Raw genomic sequence first — 21,592 nt, forward strand, 5'->3', positions numbered from 1 at the left:
TGTTAATTTGATCGTGTCTTTCGGTCACAGTTGAAATCCAAAACTATAAAGTACAATTGAAAATTAAAGGTATACAGGGTTAAGCAAAAATATCAAGTAAAGTTACAGGAAAAAGATGCAAATCAGTACAATGGTTGCATAAAAAATATTGAATCCATTGCCATTAAAGAGTTGAATAGCATTAATTAATTTTGCTGAAAATAATAACGCAATGACATCACACACTTCCGGATGGAAATCGGCTTTTACCGCATTTTTAGATCGTCGCGCTTTGATCATGCTCTTTTTGGGCTTTTCATCTGGGATTCCGATCTTTCTGATTTTCTCAGTATTATCATTTTGGCTCAGTGAGGCAGGAATTCAACGTGGAACCATTACCATGTTTTCATGGGCTGCTTTGGCTTATGCCTTCAAGTTTATTTGGGCACCTTTGATCGACAAATTACCTTTGCCTTATTTAACTCAAAAAATGGGTAAGCGTCGAAGTTGGCTGTTCGTCTCGCAGATTTTGGTGACTGTTGCGATTTGTATGATGGCATTTACAGATCCAAGTGTACATGGCGGGGATATTTGGTCGATTCCAAGTTTAACCTTTATGGCACTTTCAGCCGTATTTTTAGGTTTTACATCTGCTACTCAAGATATCGTTGTAGATGCTTATCGTATTGAATTAACTCAAGATACCAATGTGCAAACGGTTTTGGCTTCAACCTATAACGCAGGTTATCGTTTAGCGACTATTATTACGCAGTTAGGTGCATTACTCTTTGCAGCATCACTTGGCACATCAATGGGGAACTATATCTATGAAGCATGGAAATCTACCTATCTATTAATGGCATCATTAATGATTGTAGGTTTGGTCACGACCTTAGTAATTCATGAGCCAGTGGTTGAGGGGAAAAAGGACAAATATACGACTAAAAATTATTTGCAGTTAATCACTGTATTTTTTGTGTCGACGGTCATTTTTGTATTTAGCTTTATTCAAGTCGGCAGTTTGATAGATCAATTTAAGATTGATGATGCCTTTTTAAGTTTTGTCGCTCAAGTCATACGCTTTGTTACCAGTATTGCGGCTGCGGTAGTCGTGGTATTCGGTCTCACTAGCTCAAAAATCATTGATAAAACAATTGTCGTCGAAACGTGGCTTTCACCGATTTTAGATTTCTTTAAACGCTATGGCATTAAAATCGCCTTTGCCATTTTATTGCTGATTGGTTTTTATCGTATTTCAGATATCGTGGCAGGTGTCGTTGCAAATTTATTCTATTTAGATTTGAACTTTGATAAAGAAGAAATAGCTTGGTTTAACAAGTTTTTTGCGATCTTCTTTGTGATTTTAGGTGGCTTCCTTGGCGGCTTAATGGCACAGCGTTTTAACATCATGAAAATGATGTTGGTCGGTGCCATTATCGCAAGTACCACTAATTTGATCTTTGTAGGACTGGTCAAATCGGGTCCTTCAATGAATGAAGTCAACCTACAAGTAGGGCAACACAGCTTAAAGGTTCAGCCCGATGAAGTGGGAAATTGGACGTTAAAACTGCCTGCTTCAAGTTTCCAAAATGTAGATCAGATTCAGGTGTATTCACAACCGGATGGTTTTGATCACAGTCTAAAATTGGCAATCCCTGTACAAACCTTTGATGCGACTCAACCTGCTCAGATTTATGTACAAGCGATTGGTGGGGATAATCAACTGTATCAAGATGAGCGAACGAAAGATGTGATTGTTCGAGGTCTGATCTCGAATGTATCTGAAAGCGATAAGGTAAATCAGGTGCAAGTCAAATTTGGCGATCAAAAACCGATAGATGCCAAAATCGATAAAAATAGCTGGAGTGTGGTGATACCCGGTACACAGTTTGATGGTCAGAAACAACTTGAAGCACTTGCAACCATCGAATCTAATCAAGAGAAAACAACGTTACAGACCACACATGCATTCACAGTACATCAAAATGTACAGCCAAAATCACGAATGAGTATGGCGGAGTTGTCAGCGGTTGATCTGACTAGTGCTGACGATGTTGAATTAAAAGGAAAAGTTATCGTCCCTTATAGCAAAATTTGGCTGGTGATGGGCATCATTTTCGATAATATGGCATCAGGCTTGGCTGGAGCCGTATTTATTGCATTTTTATCGAGTTTAACCAGTGTTTCATTCACGGCAATGCAGTATGCGATTTTTAGCTCGTTAATGCTGTTATTACCTAAAATGATCGGTGGTTATTCGGGTACAATTGTTACAAACTTTGGATATTCAACATTTTTCTTCATGACTTTCTTAATGGGTCTACCGATTTTACTTTTAGTGGTTTGGGTAGCTAAGTTATTAAATCAGATGAAAAATTCTTAATTTTAGAGTTTTATTTTAAAACTTAATTTTGGAAATAGGTGATTTTAATGCGTATGTTACATACCATGTTACGTGTAGGCAATTTAGAGCGCTCATTGGCATTCTATACTGAAGTACTCGGTATGACTTTACTTCGTAAACGTGATTATGAAGAAGGTCGCTTTACCTTGGCTTTTGTGGGCTATGGTGATGAAGAAAACAATACTGTATTAGAGTTAACGCATAACTGGGACACTATAAGCTACGAGCTGGGCAATGCATATGGTCATATTGCCATTGCCGTAGACGATGCTTATCAAGCGTGTGAGCAGATCAAAGCTCGCGGTGGTAAGGTTGTCCGTGAAGCAGGTCCAATGAAAGGTGGTGTGACTGTCATTGCGTTTGTAGAAGATCCAGATGGTTATAAGGTCGAATTAATTCAACAAGATAAATTTGCACGTGATAACTAAGTCTAGACCTGATTTTAGTGATATTTTTATTAAATATTTGATATTATTCAATATTTAAAACAAGCTAAAGTGATACGCAGTGAGTTGAAAGACTCACTGCGTTTTTATTTAAAGGTTTTTTGATATGGTTGTTTGTTAAACTTGATGCGATCAAACGATGATTCAGTTCTACTCTGTTTGAATTGAAGTGAGTAAAGAACAATTAGGGATGATGTGATGTTAAAGCTATTGGCACTTGATCGTTTTACCATACTTTTATTTGTGATGGTCATACTTGCGAGTATCTTACCTGTTTCAGGGCAAGCAGCTGGAATTTTCAGTGTAATTACTACTGCAGCGATTGCGATATTATTTTTTTTGCATGGCGCAAAGTTATCTCGTGAAGCCGTCATGCAAGGTTTAACACATTGGAAACTTCACAGCTTAGTTTTTGCTCTTACTTTTGCAGTGTTTCCCCTACTTGGTTTGTTAGCCAAGCCGATTTTAGTGCCCATGCTTGGACAAGAACTGTATTGGGGCTTTTTGTTTATGTGTTTTCTACCGTCGACAGTGCAGTCCTCAATAGCCTTTACTTCCGTGGCTCGCGGTAATGTAGCCGCAGCAGTATGTAGTGCATCATTCTCAAATATTATAGGGATGTTTATTACACCGATCATGGTGGCTTTTTTTATATTGGGGCAAACCAGTCATGGCTTTGATCCAACATCATCCATCATACAGATCACCTTGTTATTATTGGTGCCTTTTATATTGGGGCAGATTCTCAGACCTTATGTTTTCCCATATATGCAAAAAAAGCCCAAGATCGTCAAAGTATTTGATCAAGGTTCTATTTTAATGGTGGTCTATGGCGCTTTTAGTAGTGCAGTGGTTGCAGGATTATGGTCAAAAGTCAGTATGTCTACCTTGTTTTTATTAATTCTTGCTTGTTCAGTCTTATTGACCTTGATTATGTTTTTGAGCCTTTATATCCCTAGATGGTTGGGTTTTAATAGTGCTGATCAGAAAACTATTTTCTTCTGTGGATCCAAGAAGACCTTGGCTAGTGGCGTGCCTATGGCACAGATTCTATTTATAGGGCAACCCATCGGTATGATTCTATTACCGATTATGATCTTTCACCAAATTCAACTGATGGTCTGTGGGATGATCGCGAATTATTGGTCAAAGCAAAGCGATCAAAATTAGGAGATTCGTTACTCATTAGTCGATAGCTGAATCGAAAATTTTGAGCATTGATTTAGATTGAACTGAGAAGAGGGGATCTATTTATTAATAGATCATTATCCGCTATAATATGTCCCAACTTGTTGTGCTTAGCTCTGACGGTATCCGTCTCGGTGGGCCAAAAGAATGGTCTGTTGTGGTGTTGATCTGCCATTAATGCAAATTAATGTGCTTTCCTCATTTGAGAGTGATCAATTGCGATGACAGCTAAACCTTCTTAACTCTTATGGAGAATCGACCATGCGCGCCGATATTCACCCAAAATACCAAACTTTAGTTGCTACTTGTTCATGTGGTAACGTAATCGAAACTCGTTCTGCTCTTGGTAAAGAAACTCTTTATCTTGACGTATGTTCAGCTTGCCACCCATTCTACACTGGTAAACAGAAGAATGTTGACACTGGCGGTCGTATCGACAAATTCAAACAACGTTTTGCTGGTATGTCACGTTCTATCAAACGTTAATACTGCAAAATCAAAAAAAACAGGCAATTGCCTGTTTTTTTGTGCCTCATCTTTGTGTATAACATGAGGCACACAATGACTTAAAATTTGATTAAATATTGTAAGTCATATGCTAAACAAGACTTTATTGGTCTTGTACATCGGTTAAATGATCAAGTTTCTTCTGGAAGTAATCACCTTGGAGTAAACGCGCTTCCACATTCCATGCATTTGCAAATGTGCCCATATCATTCAGGTTTGGCAGAATGAATTCAACATCTTGGATTTCTTTAAATAGCTCCAATTTCTCTTGAACTGTTTGTAAGCCTGAATCGTTGTTTAGCATTTCAGTGAAATGATCATCTAATCTAACGTATGAGATAGAAATATCTTTTAAGATGCTTTCAGATGATAGTCCATTGCCAAATCCGCGGATTGAAATTTGAGCGCCATGATCACGTAACATCTCAATAGATTTTTTCGCTTCAATTAAATTCTTCGAAATATCGTCTTCATCGAATTGTAAAATGAGGGGACATTCTTCGTGGCTACCGACAATGGTAATTAACTTGGATACCAAAGAGCATAATTGTCGATCATTTAAAAGCGTGTGACCGTTTAAGTTGATGATTAATTTGGCAGACGGATACTGAGTAATAAAATTATGTAATTGTTTACACGCTTCTACCATGATCCAACGATCCACTTTGATCGATAGTGCTTGATCTAGATCTAATTCTGAAAGGTTACCGAGTTTAGTCCATTTATTTTCAAATATGACACCACTGGTGACTTCATAAGTATTTAAATTGGTATCTTGTTTGTCATAAAGCTGCTGATATTTTAATAAAATTTCACCTTTGTCTAAAGCTTTTTGAATTTGGCTTAAAACAGGTGATTCATTAAATATGACAGGTTCAACAAAACTTTGTGATTCAGCTTGATTACTCATTGGCTCAAGTGAAAGTTTTGGTGACGTTGACTTTGCAATCACAGGTGTAACATCTGGAATAGAGGGTGTATCTAATTCGTCTAAGCAAATATTTGTACTCAAAGTATTTTGAGGTAGACGAGTATTGTAAGCAGTTTCGATTAAATTGAAAAAGTTACCGTCATCCAGTTGTTGAAGATCAAAGAAGCTATACCCTAAACGAACGCTTTGTTGATAGATTTGATCACCGATTTCAACCAATTGCGGTTTTTCAAGTGATGATAAGCCAGTTAAGCGTGATGTCAGAACTTCTTCAGACTCAGCCTGTAAAACAGTCGCATACAATGCAGTTTCTATTTTAAAAACTGTTGAGCTGGTCTGCTCTTTAATGAAATCTGAGAGTTTTTCAAAGTAATTTTTAAAGGTAAACCAATCAGAACTTAAAATACTGTCAGGACAACTTGATAAACTAAATATAACCAGTGCATTTGCATTGGCTGGTTGGTTCTTAATGAAGCGCTGTATTTTTTGAATCACAGATTGGTTTTGACTCGGCTCAGCATGTGTAGAACTGATGGTTTGAGTCAAAATTTCTGTTTCAACGGTGATTTGTAAAGCGTCTTCTTCTTGAGCTGCTAAGAACTCGAGTTTCAAAGGATTACTGGAGTGAGCATTCACATTCACTGTTTCAATTTCAAAACGACCGAATTCAAATTGACCTTGCGAGATTTTTTTAAAACGAGTCTTAAAATCGTTCACATTTTTAGGTTGAAGGATATCCAATATCGGCATACCGATAATGTCATCTTCATGGGCTAAACCGAAAAGTGTTAGATACTCTGCGTTCGCTTGAACATGGATGCCTTCCTGAATGACGGCAATCGCTTTATTTTTTTCAATCACAGACTCTTGTTTCTGGAGTTTAGCATTTTCTAAATCAGCAAGTAGGAAATGTTGTGATTGTAAGGCACGACTGAATGAAAGTGCTCGAACAGCACTAATGTAGAAGGCTTCATGATCATTGGTTTTCACAATGTCATAAATTCCTCTATGAATATAAGACTGATATTGTTCTTTGGAATAATTATCTCGTTCAAGCAAAAGAACAGGTGTATTCACTTCGGAGGTTGCTTGAATCAGCGCTAAAGCTTGTTCGATTCGAATATCATAGGCACGACCAAAGATAATCAAATCCCAAGTTTGATTGAGTTGTTTTTCAAAATTCTTAATGTCATCCAGCAATAATGTTTTAATTGAGTGACTATGTTTGTTAAATATAGCTTCAATTTCATTAAAGCGAATTTGATTATCATCAATGATCAGAATTCGCGTTTCTGAACGTTTGAGCTTTTTTGATAACAATAAATTTTTCACTTTAATGCTTCCCATACATCTTGCTGATTATTTGATAATAAAGATTGTTGCTGAATAAACTGATCAATTAAAGGTTGTTGCTCGTCATTGATCAGTTCAAAACCGAATTGTGCAAAGCTTTGTGTAATTGTAAGTGTTTTAATAAGATACACTTTAATGTCTTGATCGCCTAAGCGCAAATAAATTGCTTGCTGTTCTTTAAAGAAAGGTAGATTTGGTAAAATTAAAGAACGTTCGTTTTTATTTAAATTTTGAACCTGTACCAGTAGGCAAGGATGGAAATTCGCATTGCTTCGGTCATTTAGTACTTTTACAGCACATGGATAAATATCTTGAGCTAAAATTTCTAAACCTAATTCAAAAGACTTATTCACCGATTGTTTAATCCAGCGAATGACCCCGCCTTTCCATTTATTTTGGAAATTTTCACTGACTAAGATAAATTCGCCCGTCCGTAAATTTTGAGGCGCTTCTTTATTGGACCAGCGAACGCGATAACCATTGATACTGATGTCCAAAACTTGGCTTTGATAGAGCTGCTTAGCTTGACGATCTAAGACTTGAACCTGTTTCTTCAGTGAAACATCTTGAACATTTGCAATTTTGGCATGAATATTAGATTCAGATTGCAGATCATAATGATGATTTAGCTGAAGCGTTTCATCGAAGTTTTTAGCTTTCGACAAATAAAAATGAGCAGCCAATAAACTAAAACACATGTGTAGTTGCGCTGAATATTCATAGCGCTCATGTTGACGTTCAATGGTTGAACCCAGTACGTTTTGTACATGAAATTTTAAAGGCGCACTCAAATAGACTTTTTCATTTTTGGACAAATATTCATTGTCTTTTTGAATAGTAAGATTTATATGCTCAAGTAAGGTCTGTGTCGAAATAAAAAGATCGGGTTTGAAACTTTCATGTTGTTTACGATTATAGACTGGGGGATGGTCTTTAGTGCGATCAATAATATAACGTGATAACGAATTTTCTCGAGGAGCAATTTCTATCATCTGCGCCCAGTCAAAGCTACATTGATACAGAGCATAAATTTCAGATGGACGAATCTGGTGTGTATTAAAAATTTCCAGTAATAAAACTTGAACATAAGCTTGTTGAATATTGCGAATAGCGTAATTTGTGCCTTGCAATTGATTAATGTTAATCAGCAACTCTTGGTTTTTAAGCGCTAAGTCATACAGTGTATGTGTCATCAGCCACTGTTTGGACAGGGCAGAGCTGTACAGCATTTGCTGCTGAACCAATAACAGTCCCAACTGTTCAAGTGCATAGTATGTTGAAAGAATGCGCGCAGTTTTAAGATTCTTTTTTTCGGTAAATTTAAACAATGAAAATTTTTGTTGTTTTAGTTGTTGCTCACAACGCTGTGCAATATCAATGTAAATATCAGCAAAATAAGTTCTTAGACGTGTGGTCAATTCAATAATATGTTTACTACGATCTGAATGAAATAAGCCTTGATTGAGAAAGTTTTTTTCAAGGCTTACTAAGACATTTTCAATAATAGGATGGAGCGTCTGAATTAAATCAAATCTTAAAGTTTCAGAACAATTTAACTCAGCAATTTCATACAATGCTTTAAATACTGCTTCTGAAGTATCACCCAATTGCATAATTGAAAGTGAAGAAGCCCATTGTGAAAGTGCTTCAACATTCGCTTCAGAAAAACTCAATGTTTCTCTGGATAATACTGTGGGAAAATGAAAAATTTCAGAAATTTTTAATTGATTCATTGAATGAGTCTCTAAAATGTTGCAACTCCAAAAAGCGGTGTTTTATTTTTTTCTCCCGCAATTTCCCGAACGAGTTTCGGAACTAAATACCCCGGCAAACTTGCCAAAACTTCTTTGTAAATCTGATCAATGTCTTTAGCATTTAAATCAAAATGTTGTGCGCCTTTAACCTTGTCTAATACATGTAAATAATAGGGCATAACACGCGCCTCAAAAAGGCGATAGCTCAAATTAATTAAGGTTTTAGCAGAGTCATTCACGCCTTTAAGTATGACTGCTTGATTTAACACTAAAATATTGTGCTCGGTCAATAAACTGAGTTTTGAGCAGGTGAAATCATCAAGTTCAGCAGCATGATTCGAGTGTACCACTAGAATAACACGTAGCCTACTGTTTTTTAATAAGGTAATCAGCTCATCATCAATACGATTTGGAATCACAATTGGAACACGAGAATGTATTCTTAACGTTTGAATATGCGGAATAGATTCAAGTCTTTCAATCCATTGAGCCAGTTTGCGATTAGACAGGGTAAGTGGATCACCGCCACTCAATATCACTTCATTAATCGCAGTTTGATCTATTAGGTAGCGTTGAATACTTAACCAATCATCGGATTTTGGTAGATTGTCTTGGTAGGGAAAGTGGCGTCTAAAGCAATAACGACAATGTACCGCACACGCACCCGTTAAGGTCAGTAAAAAACGGGAAGAATATTTATGCAGTACACCAGGAATATGATTCGCTGCTTCCTCATCTAAGGGATCAGTGACAAAATCAGGGTGCTCTTCTAATTCTAAATGATGGGGTAGAACTTGTAATAGTAGGGGATCAAATGGGTCAGCACGGTTCATTTTTTCGACGAATGCACGAGGAACACGTAATTTAAACTGTGCAGACGCGAGTATTGCACCTGATAATAAATGTTCAGGTGAAAGCTGAAGCACTTCAAGCAACTCTAAAGGATCAGTAATTAAGTGACTGAGTTGAGATTGCCAGTTTTGCTCTTGATACAAATAGTTTATCATGCCACGTGTAAAAAATGATGCTAGTCTAGCATTAATAGATTTAAGTTAGTAAGTTTGGAGCGAGCCTTCCATGGCCAATTATTCTACAAATGACTTTAAGCAAGGTCTTAAAGTAATGCTTGACGGCAACCCATGTTCAATCATGGAAAATGAATATGTGAAACCTGGTAAGGGTCAAGCATTCAACCGTGTAAAATTACGTAACCTTAAAACGGGTAAAGTATTAGAAAAAACGTTCAAATCGAATGAAACACTTGAAGGTGCGGATATCGTTGAAGTTGAAATGGAATACCTTTACAACGACGGCGAACTTTGGAACTTCATGGATCCAGTTACTTTTGAGCAAATCACTGCTGATAAAACAGCAATGGGTGATGCTGCAAAATGGTTGAAAGACGATTCAAATGAAAAATGCACAATTATGCTGTTCAATGGTGTTCCATTGTCTGTAAGTGCACCAAACTTTGTTGTTTTAAAAATCGTTGAAACTGATCCAGGTGTGCGTGGTGATACTTCTGGCGGTGGTGGTAAACCAGCGAAACTTGAAACAGGTGCTGTTGTACGTGTTCCATTGTTTGTTCAGCAAGAAGAAAGCGTTCGTGTAGATACTCGTACGGGTGACTATTTAGAGCGTGCATAATGGTTGATGTATAGACTATTATCGAAGGGGTGATGAAAATCATCCCTTTTTTTTATGCCAAAGTCTTAGATGAATGGGGTAATGAGAAGAGTAGAGTTGCAAGGGAATACAGAAGTCACGCTAAAGTATAAAAATTGAAGCTTCTGAATGCATTAAATATGAGGGTGTATTTATATGGAACATATAGAACCGAAGTTAACCATGACTTCGAAAATAATATGGTTAATGGTCGCCATCCTCGGCGCCGTTTCATTTGGTATTTTGGCTGTAAGTCGTGGTGAACACGTCAACGCAGTTTGGTTGGTACTTGCTGCCATCTGTGTATATAGCATTGCATACCGATTTTATAGTTTGTTTATCGCAAATAAAGTTTTTGAACTCAATGCCAGAAGACTGACGCCAGCACATCGCTTAGCAGATGGTTTGGATTATGTTCCGACCAACAAAAGCGTTTTGTTTGGGCATCATTTTGCCGCAATTGCAGGTGCAGGCCCATTGGTCGGTCCTATTCTTGCAGCGCAAATGGGTTATTTACCAGGAACAATATGGTTGCTCGTTGGTGTAGTGCTCGCAGGTGCTGTGCAAGATTTCTTGGTGTTGTTTATTTCAACGCGTCGCGATGGTCGATCGCTGGGTGAAATGGCAAAACAAGAACTGGGTTCTTTTGCAGGGATTATTGTTATGCTCGGTGCATTGGGGGTAATGATTATTATCCTTGCTGTACTGGCATTGGTGGTCGTGAAAGCACTAACGAATAGCCCATGGGGGGTGTTCAGTATTGCTGCAACGATTCCGATTGCCTTGTTCATGGGCGTATATATGCGTTACCTCCGCCCAGGTAAAATTGCAGAAGTTTCGATTATTGGTTTCGTACTGATGATGCTTGGCATTATCTACGGTGAAAATATTGCCCAACATCCATATTGGGGCCAATTATTCACACTTTCAGGGACTCAGCTGACGTGGGCCTTGATCATTTATGGTTTCATTGCGTCAGTTTTACCGGTTTGGTTGCTTTTAGCACCACGTGATTATCTTTCTACATTCTTAAAAATTGGTGTGATTGCCGGTCTAGCCATTGGTATTATTTTTGCCATGCCTGAACTTAAAATGCCGGCGATGACTCAATTTATTGATGGTACAGGTCCTGTATTCTCAGGTTCAATGTTCCCATTCTTATTTATTACCATTGCCTGTGGTGCGATTTCAGGTTTCCATGCTTTGGTTTCATCTGGAACAACGCCTAAGTTGGTCAACAACGAGAAAGACATTCGTGTGATTGGCTACGGTGGTATGTTGATGGAGTCTTTTGTAGCAATCATGGCCATGATCTGTGCAACGATTCTTGATCCAGGGGTTTATTTTGCGATTAACTCTCCAGCTGCGGTGATTGGTACAACAGTTGAAAGTGCTTCTGAAGCGGTACGTAATTTAGGCTTTGTGGTTACCCCTGAAGCCTTAACTTTACTTGCTCAAGAAGTTGGCGAAAGTACGATTCTTTCACGTACTGGTGGTGCACCGACCTTTGCCATTGGTATGGCGCATATCATTACTGAAGTGTTCAACAGTCGTCAAATGATGTCATTTTGGTATCACTTTGCGATTCTATTTGAAGCATTATTTATTTTAACCGCAGTTGATGCGGGAACACGTGCATGTCGTTTCATGGTTCAAGATACTGTAGGTATCGTTGTTCCAGCGGTGAAAAACTCAAAATCATTTGTCGGTAACTTGATTGGTACCGCAGTTGCTGTAGCGGGTTGGGGCTTCTTTGTTTATCAAGGTGTGGTTGATCCATTGGGTGGTATCAACAGCTTATGGCCACTCTTCGGTATTGGTAACCAGATTCTTGCTGCTATGGCACTGATGCTGGGTACCGTGATTCTATTCAAAATGAAAAAGCAAAAATATGTTTGGGTCACCATTATCCCAACTGTTTTCTTATTCATTACTGCAATGACGGCGGGTTGGCAGAAGATTTTCCACGAAAATCCAAAAATTGGTTTCTTGGCACAAGCGGATCGCTTTAATACAGCAATTGCCAATAATGAGATTTTAAAACCTGCGAAAACCATTGCTGAAATGCAGACTGTCGCATTATCGAATCAAATTAATGCTGCATTGTGTGCATTCTTTATGATCGTTGCATTTGTCATGTTATTTGCTGCGATTAAAGTGATTCGTAAAGCCTTGGCAAATCCAAATCCATCTGTCAACGAATCTGAAGCGATTTATACTGATGAAGTGCCCGTGGGAGAAAGCAAATGAGTTTAAAAGATCAAATTCGTCAAAAGCTTGCGCTAGGTAAGATCATCAAGTTCACAGTGTTGGCTCAACCGAAGAAGTTTTTGATGTTGAATGGTATTAAAACCATTCAACTGATTTGGCAACGGTTACAGCAAAGCTTTCGTTTAATGGTCGGTGTTCCTGATTATCAGACTTACCTTGAACATATGGCAAAGCATCATCCTGATTTAGAGGCAATGGATTCTAAAACCTTCTATCGTTACTGTGTCGATGCACGTTATCCAAGTGCAGCGAATGGCATGAAAAAGTGTCCTTGTTGATCTAAATGGGCTTAAATAAAACGGTGCTTCGGTACCGTTTTTTATTTTTCGTGATTATTTAAGAATCTGTGACTGAACTAAATTGAGCAATTTTTAAGTTCTGGTTTAAGAGCATAAAATGGGGTATTTAGAGAGTGAAAATAGAATTTTGAAATAATTTATGTCATGGGGAAAAAACTCATTCGTCATTTATGCGACAAGTTCTTTGATCATTTTCATCTATACTCAATTTCATAATAAGAATGGCTAAAATGGATTAAACATGAAAATTGGGATTTATGGTGCAGGCTCAATCGGGTGTTATCTCGGTGGCTGTTTAGCCAGTCAAGGTGTGAATGTACTTTTTCTATGCCGAGAAAATATGTATACATCACTGCAAAAAAAAGGATTAAAGCTCACCGATTATCAGGGCAGAGAAGATTGTATTACTGCTGAAGATTTAAATTTAACGCTAAGCGCACAGGATTTATTAGGCGTAGACATTATTTTCGTTTGTGTCAAATCCGCGGAGACCGAGCAAGTTGCTGAAGAGCTCAGAGTTTTGGCTCTTTCGGAAAGATGTATCCTGATCAGTTTTCAAAATGGTGTAAGTAATGTTGGGATTCTAAAAAGCATCTTGCCAAACCATCAAGTTTTGGAAGGGATGGTGCCTTTTAATGTATCGATTCAAGGCGAAGGGCATTTTCATCAAGGTAGCGAAGGTGTTTTATATGTAAAATCCTTTGCACAGCAAGATGGGTTAAAAACTCAATTTGAACATGCACAGCTTCCTATTGAGTTTTCTAGCGATATGCTCGCAGTGCAATGGGCGAAAGTTTTACTCAATTTAAATAATGCTGTGAATGCACTCTCAGGACAACCTTTAAAAATGCAATTGTCAAATCGAGCATATCGACAATGCTTAGCGATGGCTCAAAAAGAAACCTTGAAATTACTTGAGCTTGCTAAAATTAAACCTGCACAGTTGACGGCTGTTCCTGCCCGAATCATTCCTGCAATTTTAAATCTTCCTAATTTCCTTTTTAACATCATTAGTCGGGAAATGCTGGCTATAGATCCACTAGCACGCTCCTCGATGCAAGATGATTTAAATGCAGGAAAACCCACTGAAATTGATTGGATAAATGGTGAAGTGATACGACTTGCAGATCAGTTGGGTCAAACAGCACCGATCAATTCAAAACTGGTTGCTTTGATCAAAAAAGCTGAGCAACAACAGCATTACACAGCGATTGACAGCCAAGAGTTAAAACGGCATTTATTAGAGATTGAAGCATGAGCTGAATTCAATTTTTATAAATCTAGAAGCGCGGTATCTCATAATTCAAAATTTGATTAAATTTCTTATATTTTTCAATCTATCAGCAATGCTGCTATCAAATCTTTGAGTATTCTCAAAAAACGTGTATGTTTAATCATGCACTGTTTTTTATTGGGGAATAAAACGTGATTTGGGGTATGAATAAGGCTCAGAAACAGCCTTTATCTGAAACAGATGATCAGCTTAAAGAAAAAATCACATTTTATGCGGATAAAATTGATCAGTTTTTGGATCAGATTAATCAAATCATTTTAGATAAAGATCATCAGACCAAATTAGCATTATGTTCTTTATTCTCAGGTGGGCATGTTTTATTTGAAGACTTACCCGGTCTGGGTAAAACCACGCTTTCGAGTGCATTGTCGCATTTGGCGGGTTTGAAGTTTCAGCGGATTCAATTTACCAATGACATGCTTGCCAGTGACGTGATTGGGATCAATATGTTCAATCAAAAAGAACATCAATTTGAGTTTAAACAAGGACCTATTTTCACTCAAATTTTATTGGCAGATGAGATCAACCGTTGTAGCCCGAAGACGCAAAGTGCGCTGCTCGAAGCCATGGAAGAGGGGATTGTCACTGTGGATGGGGTTCGTTATTCCTTACCACAACCATTTTGGGTGATTGCAACACAAAATCCGCTGTTTCAAAGTGGAACCTATGCGCTACCAGAATCACAGCTTGATCGTTTTCTGATGCGATTATCGTTGGGATATCCTTCAAGATATGCTGAAAAATTATTATTACAACAAAATACCCGACAAAGTCTAATTTCAACACTCAGTCCTATTTTTACTGAGCAAGATATTCTAGAGATTCAGCAGTTGTGTCAATCCGTAGCTGTTGGTGATCTAGTGCTTGATTATATTTTAGATTTAGCCAATGAAACCCGAAAAGGTCGTCATGGTTTATCCACGCGCGGTGTGCTTGCATTAAAGAAAGCGGCTCAAGCACATGCCCTCATGGAGAAAAGAAGCTTTGTCACGGTAGATGATGTGCAAGCGGTATTTGTTGCTGTCAGCGCCCATAGAATTGGCTTGGGTGAGGCAGAGACTTTGCACTTAATGCAACGTGTCGATGTGCAAGGTTAATATGCTGAAGAAAAATTTTCGTCAGTGGATAAGCACGCGCTTTCAGTTTGAAGATACCAAGCAGATTAAGCAAAAAGATGTCCTGATTTTTATCTATCAACAGGGCTATCTATATTTGGTATTGATCTTGATCACCTTTATTGCAGGCGTGAACTACGCCAATAACTTGATCTTGGGCTTTTGTTTTTTAATTAGTGCGATCCTGTGTGTCAGTTTTTATCTGACTTTTAAACAATTACATGGTTTAGAGATTGAACTGGTCTACCCTGAAATTGGTCGAGTTGAGGATGCCTTAACCCTACAAATTCAGTTAAAACAACGAACAGCTGTCACTAGATATCTCTATCTCAAAGTAAATGATCAACTGCATCCAATCTTGTTGAATGATTTAACGCATACACTTCATTTGAGTTTTATTCCGCTTGTGCGTGGTCAATTCAGCCTACCTGAAATTCAGCTATTCTCGACCTATCCCTTGGGGTTGGTTCGTGCGTGGAGCTATTTTTTTAGCAAGAAAATTATATGGATTGCACCTTCAGCGAAGTATTCTCAATCTGAATCGCAATATGCTCAAACTACAGGTCAGCCTGATCACGATGAATTTCGAGAGCTTCGCAATTATCAATTGGGTGATTCTTTACAATCCATTTCATGGAAACAAGCGGCTAGGGGGCAAGGGCTTTATGTCAAACAGTTTGAGGATCATCATGACTTAAATGTGATCCAAATTGATTATGAAAAAATGCCAAGCTCCAATCATGAAGAAAAATTAAGTTTGATGATGGGACTGGTAGATGAGTGTGAGCGCATACAAGCGCAATATTCACTTCACATCCAAGGGATTGAATTGACTCAAGGGCTAGGCAGTCAGCAGTATTTAGAGGCTCAACGCATTTTGGCGCAGGTGAATTAAAATGAAAGTAGCCCTGATGGTGCCGATTTTCTTGAGTCTCGGTCTCATTCTGATTGCTCAAGTTGCATTTTCGCCACTTTATCTAAGTTGTGTCTTTGTGTTGATGATGTTGGCTCTCTTTCTGCATTTTAAAAAGCAGAAACAAGATGCGGATGCTCAATTGTCAAAATGCCTGAAAATGGGATTGGTTGTCCTTGCTTTAATTGCCATTTACCTCTCCTATCGAAGTTTTATTGGTGTTGAAGCGGGTACAGCGGCTTTGGCGGTTTTTCTGTTTGGTAAATCTCTTGAATTGAAAAACAAACGTGATCTGATTATTTTCTTTAACTTCGCATTATTTGTCAGTGCCAGCTTATTCCTTTATAGCCAGTCGATTTGGATGGCGTTAATGGTGATTTGTTGTTTAGTCAGTTGTTTATTTGGTCTATATCGCATTCAAACAACCGAGTTTAAACAAGTACCCCAACAGCTATTTAAAGCAGCTCGACATGATATTGGGCATATTTTTAAATTTGTTGGCTTAGCCGTTCCATTTTTTATCATTCTTTTTTTATTCTTTCCTCGATTTCCACCACTGTGGCACGTACCGATTGCTTCTGACAAAGGCGTTACAGGAATCAGTGATCGCATGTCTCCTGGGGATATTGCGGAGCTTTCGCAATCGTCTGCTTTGGCATTTCGAATTATTGTCGATCTCAAGCAATTACCTGCACAACATGAATTGTATTGGCGTGCGATGGTACTGGATGAATATGATGGGACAACATGGACGAGTCATATCACCAATCAATATCGCTACCAAATTCATCATCAAAACTTAGCTTCACAAGGAATTCAATATCAGTATTTGGCGGCAGATCAACGTCAAAAATGGGTCACAGGTTTAGAAAAAACTATTCCCTTAGAACGCCGTTTTAATTTGCATCAAGATTATTCAATTACGCCGAATCGTTTGGTGCAACGTAATCAACCGATTTCATTACTGTGGGTTGGACAAGATTTTAATAATGTAAACCTTGAATTAAATGATGCTCAAAAACAACTGTATACCGCCTATCCCAAAAATTTAGATCTTCAAGCGCAAGCATTAGCAAAACGATTATTTATTCAAAGTCAGTCAGATCCGAGTCGCTATGTTGAAAATGTCATTCAGTGGTATCAACAACAGCAATTCAAATATAGCTTACAACCGGGTCGTTTAGGTCATCATCGCGTTGATGAATTTCTATTTAAAACCAAAGAAGGCTTTTGTGAGCACTATGCCTCAAGCTTTGTGTTGCTAATGCGTTATGTCGGCATTCCTGCGCGCGTAGTCGTGGGTTATCAAGGGGGACAAGCAGCACCCGATGCAAAGAGTTGGGAAGTTCGCCAATTGGATGCTCATGCTTGGACAGAGGTGTTTTTGAATCAGCAATGGATACGGGTAGATCCAACCTCGATTATTGCACCACAGCGTTTAGATTTAGGCATGCAAAATTATCTGTCGAATGATCAACGTGCATTTGGAGATGAACAGTTTTCTCATTTCAAATATCAGCAGTTTTCAGCACTCAAACAACTTCGTATTTGGAGTGATTATGCAAGCTTCCAATGGCAGGATAAAGTCGTCGGTTTTGACTCAGAACGTCAAAAGAAATGGATGGGTTTATTGGGGCTAAACTCAAGCTATGCTTATGGTATTTTGATTATTGCTGGATTATTCACAATCGGGATCATTTACTATTTGACTTGGCGTTTTAAAACTTATCATCAGCAAACACGTATGAATCAGATTTTAAATCGATTCAGTCAAAAATTATCGGCTGATCAACACCTTCAAAAAGCAGAGAGTTTTAAAGCTTGGATGCTTCGATTAGCGAAAGAGATTGAACTGAATCAATTTAGTACTTCAGAGCTAAATTTTGATTTAAATACTGAGTTGCATATGCTGATCAATCTGCATCATGACATTGTCTATTTGAATCAAGACAGTAAAGAAAACTTAGATCAATTTGAGATATTGCTGAATAGTTATACAAATATACTGAAAAAGCACAAAAAAACTTGTCAAAAAAATCAAAACTGAATATGATCGCTGTCATTCTAGGTTTATAGCTCAGTTGGTTAGAGCGCTACGTTGACATCGTAGAGGTCACCAGTTCGAATCTGGTTAAACCTACCAAGATTCAGTTCTTCAGAATAAACAGTCTTTAGAACAAAAACCTCCCTTGTGAACAGCTTGGGAGGTTTTTTATTATCTTTTTTTAATAAAAATTATTCAGCTCATCATGAGTAAATTTTAGTTCTCTTTTCCTAAAAATATGATCTAATTTATTTTTTTAAAATCGTTGTTTAGTGTGTACTTAGTTTCAGGTCAACAAACACTCCCTACTGAAAATCGAGATTACTGCGAATGGCATCAGCATCGTCAGCACTATGCATTGTGGTATTTGGAAATTGATCAGCCTGAATTGATTGAATATCTGGATCAAATCAAACATCATTTTCAAGATGCGTTGTATACACCCAATTTGCGCCAATATCACATCACCTTGTTTATCTGTGGCTTTTTAACTGAGCAGAAACAATTGAACGATGATTTTCTCCAATCTGACTTGCAAGGTCATTTGACAGCATTATTCAAAGAAAATTTAAAGCAATTTAGTTTAAAAACGGGTGCAGTGAATAGTTTTGAAAGCGCGTTATTCGTAGAAATTGAAGACTGTTCTAATGACCTCAAACAAATTCGTGATGTTTTTAAACGCTATAATATTGAAATAGCCGCATTAGAGTATTGCCCGCATATCACTCTGGGGCTGTATAACAAGGTCATTTGCAGTGATTTAATTCTCAGTAAAATTCAATCTCTCACTCAAAGATCCTTTGAATTCAATGTTGATCGGTTAACTTTTGGGTATTTTCAAGCCCATGAGTTACAGGGTCAGTTATTTCCGCTAGAACACTTTCATTTGGAACAGTCATGATTCATCTTTTTTTAGGTGGTGCTCGATCGGGCAAGAGTCGGATGGCGGAAGAGCGAGCAACTCAGCTTCAATATCCAGTCATTTATATCGCAACCGCGCAAGCTTGGGATGATGAAATGACGGGTCGTATTCAGCATCATCAGCAGCAACGCCCTCAAGACTGGGGGTTGATTGAAGAACCGATTGAGTTGGCACAACAGCTACAGCGCATAGATCAAGCAGAGCAAACGATCTTGGTGGATTGTTTGACGTTGTGGCTGAATAATTTACTCATGCAAAATAATGATCTGTGGCATCGAAAGTTAAATGAGCTTTATACGGTACTTCCAACACTTCAATCCAATGTCATATTGGTCAGTAATGAAACTGGGTTGGGGGTTGTGCCAATGGGACAACTGACGCGACAGTTTGTGGATGAATCTGGACGGATGCATCAACGATTAGGACAACTTGCGGATCACGTGACATTCTGTGTTGCAGGCTTTCCAATGACACTCAAATAATATTTGGCATTGCTAAGCTATAAATGAATTGAGTTAAAAATTGAAAAGTTTAGAGCGTATTTCTAAAGTGTGAATGAATGATGGAGAGAAAAATGGCGTGGTGGTTAGAACAGTGTCAAATGCCCGATCAAATAGCATATCAAGCAGCATTGGATCGTCAATTACAACTGACCAAGCCGACAGGTTCTCTCGGTGATTTGGAACAGATCGCGACTCAGTTGGCATCCTTACAGGCGACACCTACACCACAGATTAATTTCCCATGGATTACTATCTTTGCTGGCGATCATGGTGTGATGGAAGAGCAGATCTCTGCTTATCCGCAAGCGGTTACTCGCCAAATGTTGCAAAATTTCACGTCAGGTGGCGCATGCATCAGTGTGATGGCGAAGCACTATGGCGCGCATTTACAAGTGATTGACTGTGGAAGTGTGGGGGATGCCTATTCCTATGCAGGGGTTGAGCGTCATAGCATCATGCAAGGCACACAGAATTTTGCAAAAACAGTGGCAATGAGCACTGAGCAATGTATGGCTGCGATGCAGTTAGGCTATCAAAGTGTAGAGAAAGCCATGACTCAAAATGCCTCAATTTATGTCGCAGGTGAGATGGGCATAGGAAATACCTGTTCAGCTTCGGCTCTGGCGTGTTTACTTTTGAAAGAATCTGAAGAAGCACTGACGGGCATGGGAACGGGCATTAAACAAGAACAACTTGCGCGTAAAAAACAAGTCATCCAACAGGCAATCGCATTACATCAAGATTGGGCAGGCGATGATGCCTTTAAAATTTTATGTGCGGTCGGTGGTTTAGAAATTGCGGCGATGGTCGGTGCTTATGTGCGTTGTGCACAGCGTGGATTAGCTATTTTAGTGGATGGATTTGTCAGTACAGCGGCGGTTTTAATCGCCGTAGGTTTAAATGCTGATGTGCGTCAATGGATGCTGTTTGGGCATCAATCTGCTGAATATGGTCATGCTCGACTCCTGCAAGAGTTAAATGCAAAACCACTATTACAGTTGAATTTAAGATTGGGTGAGGGAAGTGGTGCGGGAGCAGCACTTGGAGTTGTACGTCTTGCCTGTGTTTTACATAATCAAATGGCAACCTTCGCGGATGCCGCGGTGATCGGTGAGAAGATTTAAGATGATGCAACTGGATCTATTGCGTCACGGTGAAACAGAGCTGAGTCATACCTTGCGTGGTGCGATTGATGATGCATTAACGGCAAAAGGCTGGCAACAGATGCAAGATGCATTAGATCTTCAAGAGCATGCTGACTGGGATGTCATCATCAGTTCACCTTTACAGCGTTGTCTGCATTTTGCAACACATGTGCAAAATCAGCTCGAATGTCCGTTATGGGTAAATGACGGCTTAAAAGAAATGAGTTTTGGTGATTGGGAAGGTAAAGCCACGCAATGGATTTATGATCATTTTCCCGAAGAACTCGCCACATTTTGGGAAACACCTACACGCTTTACACCACCTCAAGCCGAATCAATCCTGCATTTTCAAAAGCGAATTGAAAATAGTCTCTTGGACATACAACAACGCATGCAACAACATCAAGTTCAAAAGGCTTTGGTGATCACGCATGGTGGTGTGATTAAGATGTTTAAGCTCATGGCCTTGACACGGCCCTTAGATGATATTTTGAAAATGAGTGCCGAGCTGGGGCAATTGGTTTCTTTTCAAATGAATCAGCAGAATCAACTCATTCTGGAGAATTAGTCATGATGCCGCTGTGGATCGCCCTTCAGTTTCTAACCGTATTTCCAATACAGTTATAGCCAAATATGAAACATAAGCTACATCATCTTAAATACGATATCCAGAGCTTCCTGAATGGTTTTATTGTTCTGAGCAATGATGTGCCTGACTTTACTTTTTAAGACAGACCATGCTTTTTCAATAGGATTGAGGTCGGGACTATACGCAGGTAGATAAACGATTCTTGTTTTATATTTTGCTGCTAAATCATCAATCGCTTGACCTTTATGAATTGAGGCATTATCGAGAATC

General features: G+C 38.6%; 19 protein-coding genes and 1 tRNA gene. 16 read left to right on the plus strand and 4 right to left on the minus strand.

All coding sequences use genetic code 11. The features are described from left to right. Nucleotides 1-211 precede the first annotated feature (211 nt). The 4 genes from AC5YCE_RS12970 to rpmE all read left to right on the plus strand — a co-directional run bounded on the left by AC5YCE_RS12970 (nucleotide 212) and on the right by rpmE (nucleotide 4,503). Entirely contained in the window at nucleotides 212-2,362 is a 2,151-nt protein-coding gene (locus AC5YCE_RS12970; protein ID WP_496172314.1) for an AmpG family muropeptide MFS transporter, read from the plus strand. A gap of 47 nt (nucleotides 2,363-2,409) precedes the next feature. Next, nucleotides 2,410-2,811: a lactoylglutathione lyase gene (gene gloA, locus AC5YCE_RS12975; RefSeq protein WP_496172315.1), complete on the plus strand. Its 402-nt coding sequence runs from the start codon at nucleotides 2,410-2,412 to the stop codon at nucleotides 2,809-2,811. A gap of 216 nt (nucleotides 2,812-3,027) precedes the next feature. Next, complete coding sequence (locus tag AC5YCE_RS12980; RefSeq protein ID WP_496126195.1) at nucleotides 3,028-3,999, plus strand: bile acid:sodium symporter family protein; 972 nt, start codon at nucleotides 3,028-3,030, stop codon at nucleotides 3,997-3,999. Nucleotides 4,000-4,278: 279 nt separating this feature from the next. Continuing rightward, nucleotides 4,279-4,503 (plus strand): 50S ribosomal protein L31, encoded by a 225-nt coding sequence (rpmE, locus tag AC5YCE_RS12985; RefSeq protein ID WP_496126194.1) that lies wholly within the window; start codon nucleotides 4,279-4,281, stop codon nucleotides 4,501-4,503. 124 nt (nucleotides 4,504-4,627) lie between these two features. Here rpmE and AC5YCE_RS12990 read toward each other — a convergent pair whose 3' ends face one another. Genes AC5YCE_RS12990 through epmB form a run of 3 tightly spaced genes read right to left on the minus strand, consistent with a single transcriptional unit; the run spans nucleotide 4,628 to nucleotide 9,569 of the window. Next, entirely contained in the window at nucleotides 4,628-6,802 is a 2,175-nt protein-coding gene (locus tag AC5YCE_RS12990) for an EAL domain-containing protein (protein WP_496172316.1), read from the minus strand. Continuing rightward, on the minus strand, nucleotides 6,784-8,541 hold the full coding sequence (locus tag AC5YCE_RS12995; RefSeq protein WP_496172317.1) for a cyclic-di-GMP receptor FimW-related protein: 1,758 nt from the start codon (nucleotides 8,539-8,541) through the stop codon (nucleotides 6,784-6,786). The genes AC5YCE_RS12990 and AC5YCE_RS12995 overlap by 19 nt, the downstream gene beginning before the upstream one ends. A gap of 11 nt (nucleotides 8,542-8,552) precedes the next feature. Next, nucleotides 8,553-9,569: an EF-P beta-lysylation protein EpmB gene (gene epmB, locus AC5YCE_RS13000; RefSeq protein WP_496126191.1), complete on the minus strand. Its 1,017-nt coding sequence runs from the start codon at nucleotides 9,567-9,569 to the stop codon at nucleotides 8,553-8,555. Between the two features lie 70 nt (nucleotides 9,570-9,639). On the opposite strand from epmB, the gene efp reads away from it, so the two are divergent. The 12 genes from efp to AC5YCE_RS13060 all read left to right on the plus strand — a co-directional run bounded on the left by efp (nucleotide 9,640) and on the right by AC5YCE_RS13060 (nucleotide 21,301). Beyond that, nucleotides 9,640-10,209, plus strand: coding sequence for an elongation factor P (gene efp / locus AC5YCE_RS13005; RefSeq protein ID WP_496126190.1), 570 nt, complete (start codon nucleotides 9,640-9,642; stop codon nucleotides 10,207-10,209). Between the two features lie 174 nt (nucleotides 10,210-10,383). Beyond that, entirely contained in the window at nucleotides 10,384-12,477 is a 2,094-nt protein-coding gene (locus tag AC5YCE_RS13010; RefSeq protein ID WP_496172318.1) for a carbon starvation CstA family protein, read from the plus strand. Next, nucleotides 12,474-12,776: a YbdD/YjiX family protein gene (locus tag AC5YCE_RS13015; protein ID WP_496172319.1), complete on the plus strand. Its 303-nt coding sequence runs from the start codon at nucleotides 12,474-12,476 to the stop codon at nucleotides 12,774-12,776. Before AC5YCE_RS13010 ends, AC5YCE_RS13015 begins: the two co-directional genes overlap by 4 nt. Nucleotides 12,777-13,038: 262 nt before the next feature. Then, on the plus strand, nucleotides 13,039-14,055 hold the full coding sequence (locus AC5YCE_RS13020; protein ID WP_496172320.1) for a 2-dehydropantoate 2-reductase: 1,017 nt from the start codon (nucleotides 13,039-13,041) through the stop codon (nucleotides 14,053-14,055). A 167-nt stretch (nucleotides 14,056-14,222) separates the two neighbouring features. Continuing rightward, nucleotides 14,223-15,188, plus strand: coding sequence for an AAA family ATPase (locus AC5YCE_RS13025; RefSeq protein ID WP_496172321.1), 966 nt, complete (start codon nucleotides 14,223-14,225; stop codon nucleotides 15,186-15,188). A gap of 1 nt (nucleotide 15,189) precedes the next feature. After that, nucleotides 15,190-16,101, plus strand: a complete 912-nt coding sequence (locus AC5YCE_RS13030) for a DUF58 domain-containing protein (protein WP_496172322.1) — start codon at nucleotides 15,190-15,192, stop codon at nucleotides 16,099-16,101. Between the two features lies 1 nt (nucleotide 16,102). Then, nucleotides 16,103-18,166 (plus strand): transglutaminase TgpA family protein, encoded by a 2,064-nt coding sequence (locus AC5YCE_RS13035; RefSeq protein WP_496172323.1) that lies wholly within the window; start codon nucleotides 16,103-16,105, stop codon nucleotides 18,164-18,166. A 19-nt stretch (nucleotides 18,167-18,185) separates the two neighbouring features. Next, nucleotides 18,186-18,262, plus strand: a tRNA-Val gene (locus AC5YCE_RS13040). 175 nt (nucleotides 18,263-18,437) lie between these two features. Beyond that, nucleotides 18,438-19,064 carry a 2'-5' RNA ligase family protein gene (locus AC5YCE_RS13045; protein ID WP_496172324.1) on the plus strand — a complete coding sequence of 209 codons (627 nt, stop codon included), beginning with the start codon at nucleotides 18,438-18,440 and terminating at the stop codon, nucleotides 19,062-19,064. Next, the gene (cobU, locus tag AC5YCE_RS13050) at nucleotides 19,061-19,567 is read left to right on the plus strand and encodes a bifunctional adenosylcobinamide kinase/adenosylcobinamide-phosphate guanylyltransferase (protein WP_496172325.1); all 507 of its coding nucleotides are present in this window, start codon (nucleotides 19,061-19,063) and stop codon (nucleotides 19,565-19,567) included. Before AC5YCE_RS13045 ends, cobU begins: the two co-directional genes overlap by 4 nt. A gap of 92 nt (nucleotides 19,568-19,659) precedes the next feature. Next, entirely contained in the window at nucleotides 19,660-20,712 is a 1,053-nt protein-coding gene (gene cobT, locus AC5YCE_RS13055) for a nicotinate-nucleotide--dimethylbenzimidazole phosphoribosyltransferase (protein WP_496172326.1), read from the plus strand. A 1-nt stretch (nucleotide 20,713) separates the two neighbouring features. Continuing rightward, a complete protein-coding gene (locus tag AC5YCE_RS13060) occupies nucleotides 20,714-21,301 on the plus strand; it encodes a histidine phosphatase family protein (protein ID WP_496172327.1) in 588 nt (195 codons plus the stop codon). A gap of 77 nt (nucleotides 21,302-21,378) precedes the next feature. On the opposite strand, the gene AC5YCE_RS13065 is transcribed toward AC5YCE_RS13060, so the two are convergent. Continuing rightward, nucleotides 21,379-21,592, minus strand: a 214-nt coding sequence (locus AC5YCE_RS13065) for a transposase (RefSeq protein ID WP_496171720.1), incomplete at its 5' end; no start/stop codon positions are given.

It is taken from the genome of Acinetobacter sp. CY79, from assembly GCF_059515845.1.

Excerpts from the sequence above, each read along its gene's own strand:
- AC5YCE_RS12970 (WP_496172314.1), top strand. The coding sequence starts at position 212 with ATGACATCACACACTTCCGGATGGAAATCGGCTTTTACCGCATTTTTA.
- gloA (WP_496172315.1), top strand. The coding sequence starts at position 2,410 with ATGCGTATGTTACATACCATGTTACGTGTAGGCAATTTAGAGCGCTCA.
- AC5YCE_RS12980 (WP_496126195.1), top strand. The coding sequence starts at position 3,028 with ATGTTAAAGCTATTGGCACTTGATCGTTTTACCATACTTTTATTTGTG.
- rpmE (WP_496126194.1), top strand. The coding sequence starts at position 4,279 with ATGCGCGCCGATATTCACCCAAAATACCAAACTTTAGTTGCTACTTGT.
- AC5YCE_RS12990 (WP_496172316.1), bottom strand. The coding sequence starts at position 6,802 with ATGGGAAGCATTAAAGTGAAAAATTTATTGTTATCAAAAAAGCTCAAA.
- AC5YCE_RS12995 (WP_496172317.1), bottom strand. The coding sequence starts at position 8,541 with ATGAATCAATTAAAAATTTCTGAAATTTTTCATTTTCCCACAGTATTA.
- epmB (WP_496126191.1), bottom strand. The coding sequence starts at position 9,569 with ATGATAAACTATTTGTATCAAGAGCAAAACTGGCAATCTCAACTCAGT.
- efp (WP_496126190.1), top strand. The coding sequence starts at position 9,640 with ATGGCCAATTATTCTACAAATGACTTTAAGCAAGGTCTTAAAGTAATG.
- AC5YCE_RS13010 (WP_496172318.1), top strand. The coding sequence starts at position 10,384 with ATGGAACATATAGAACCGAAGTTAACCATGACTTCGAAAATAATATGG.
- AC5YCE_RS13015 (WP_496172319.1), top strand. The coding sequence starts at position 12,474 with ATGAGTTTAAAAGATCAAATTCGTCAAAAGCTTGCGCTAGGTAAGATC.
- AC5YCE_RS13020 (WP_496172320.1), top strand. The coding sequence starts at position 13,039 with ATGAAAATTGGGATTTATGGTGCAGGCTCAATCGGGTGTTATCTCGGT.
- AC5YCE_RS13030 (WP_496172322.1), top strand. The coding sequence starts at position 15,190 with ATGCTGAAGAAAAATTTTCGTCAGTGGATAAGCACGCGCTTTCAGTTT.
- AC5YCE_RS13035 (WP_496172323.1), top strand. The coding sequence starts at position 16,103 with ATGAAAGTAGCCCTGATGGTGCCGATTTTCTTGAGTCTCGGTCTCATT.
- cobU (WP_496172325.1), top strand. The coding sequence starts at position 19,061 with ATGATTCATCTTTTTTTAGGTGGTGCTCGATCGGGCAAGAGTCGGATG.
- cobT (WP_496172326.1), top strand. The coding sequence starts at position 19,660 with ATGGCGTGGTGGTTAGAACAGTGTCAAATGCCCGATCAAATAGCATAT.
- AC5YCE_RS13060 (WP_496172327.1), top strand. The coding sequence starts at position 20,714 with ATGATGCAACTGGATCTATTGCGTCACGGTGAAACAGAGCTGAGTCAT.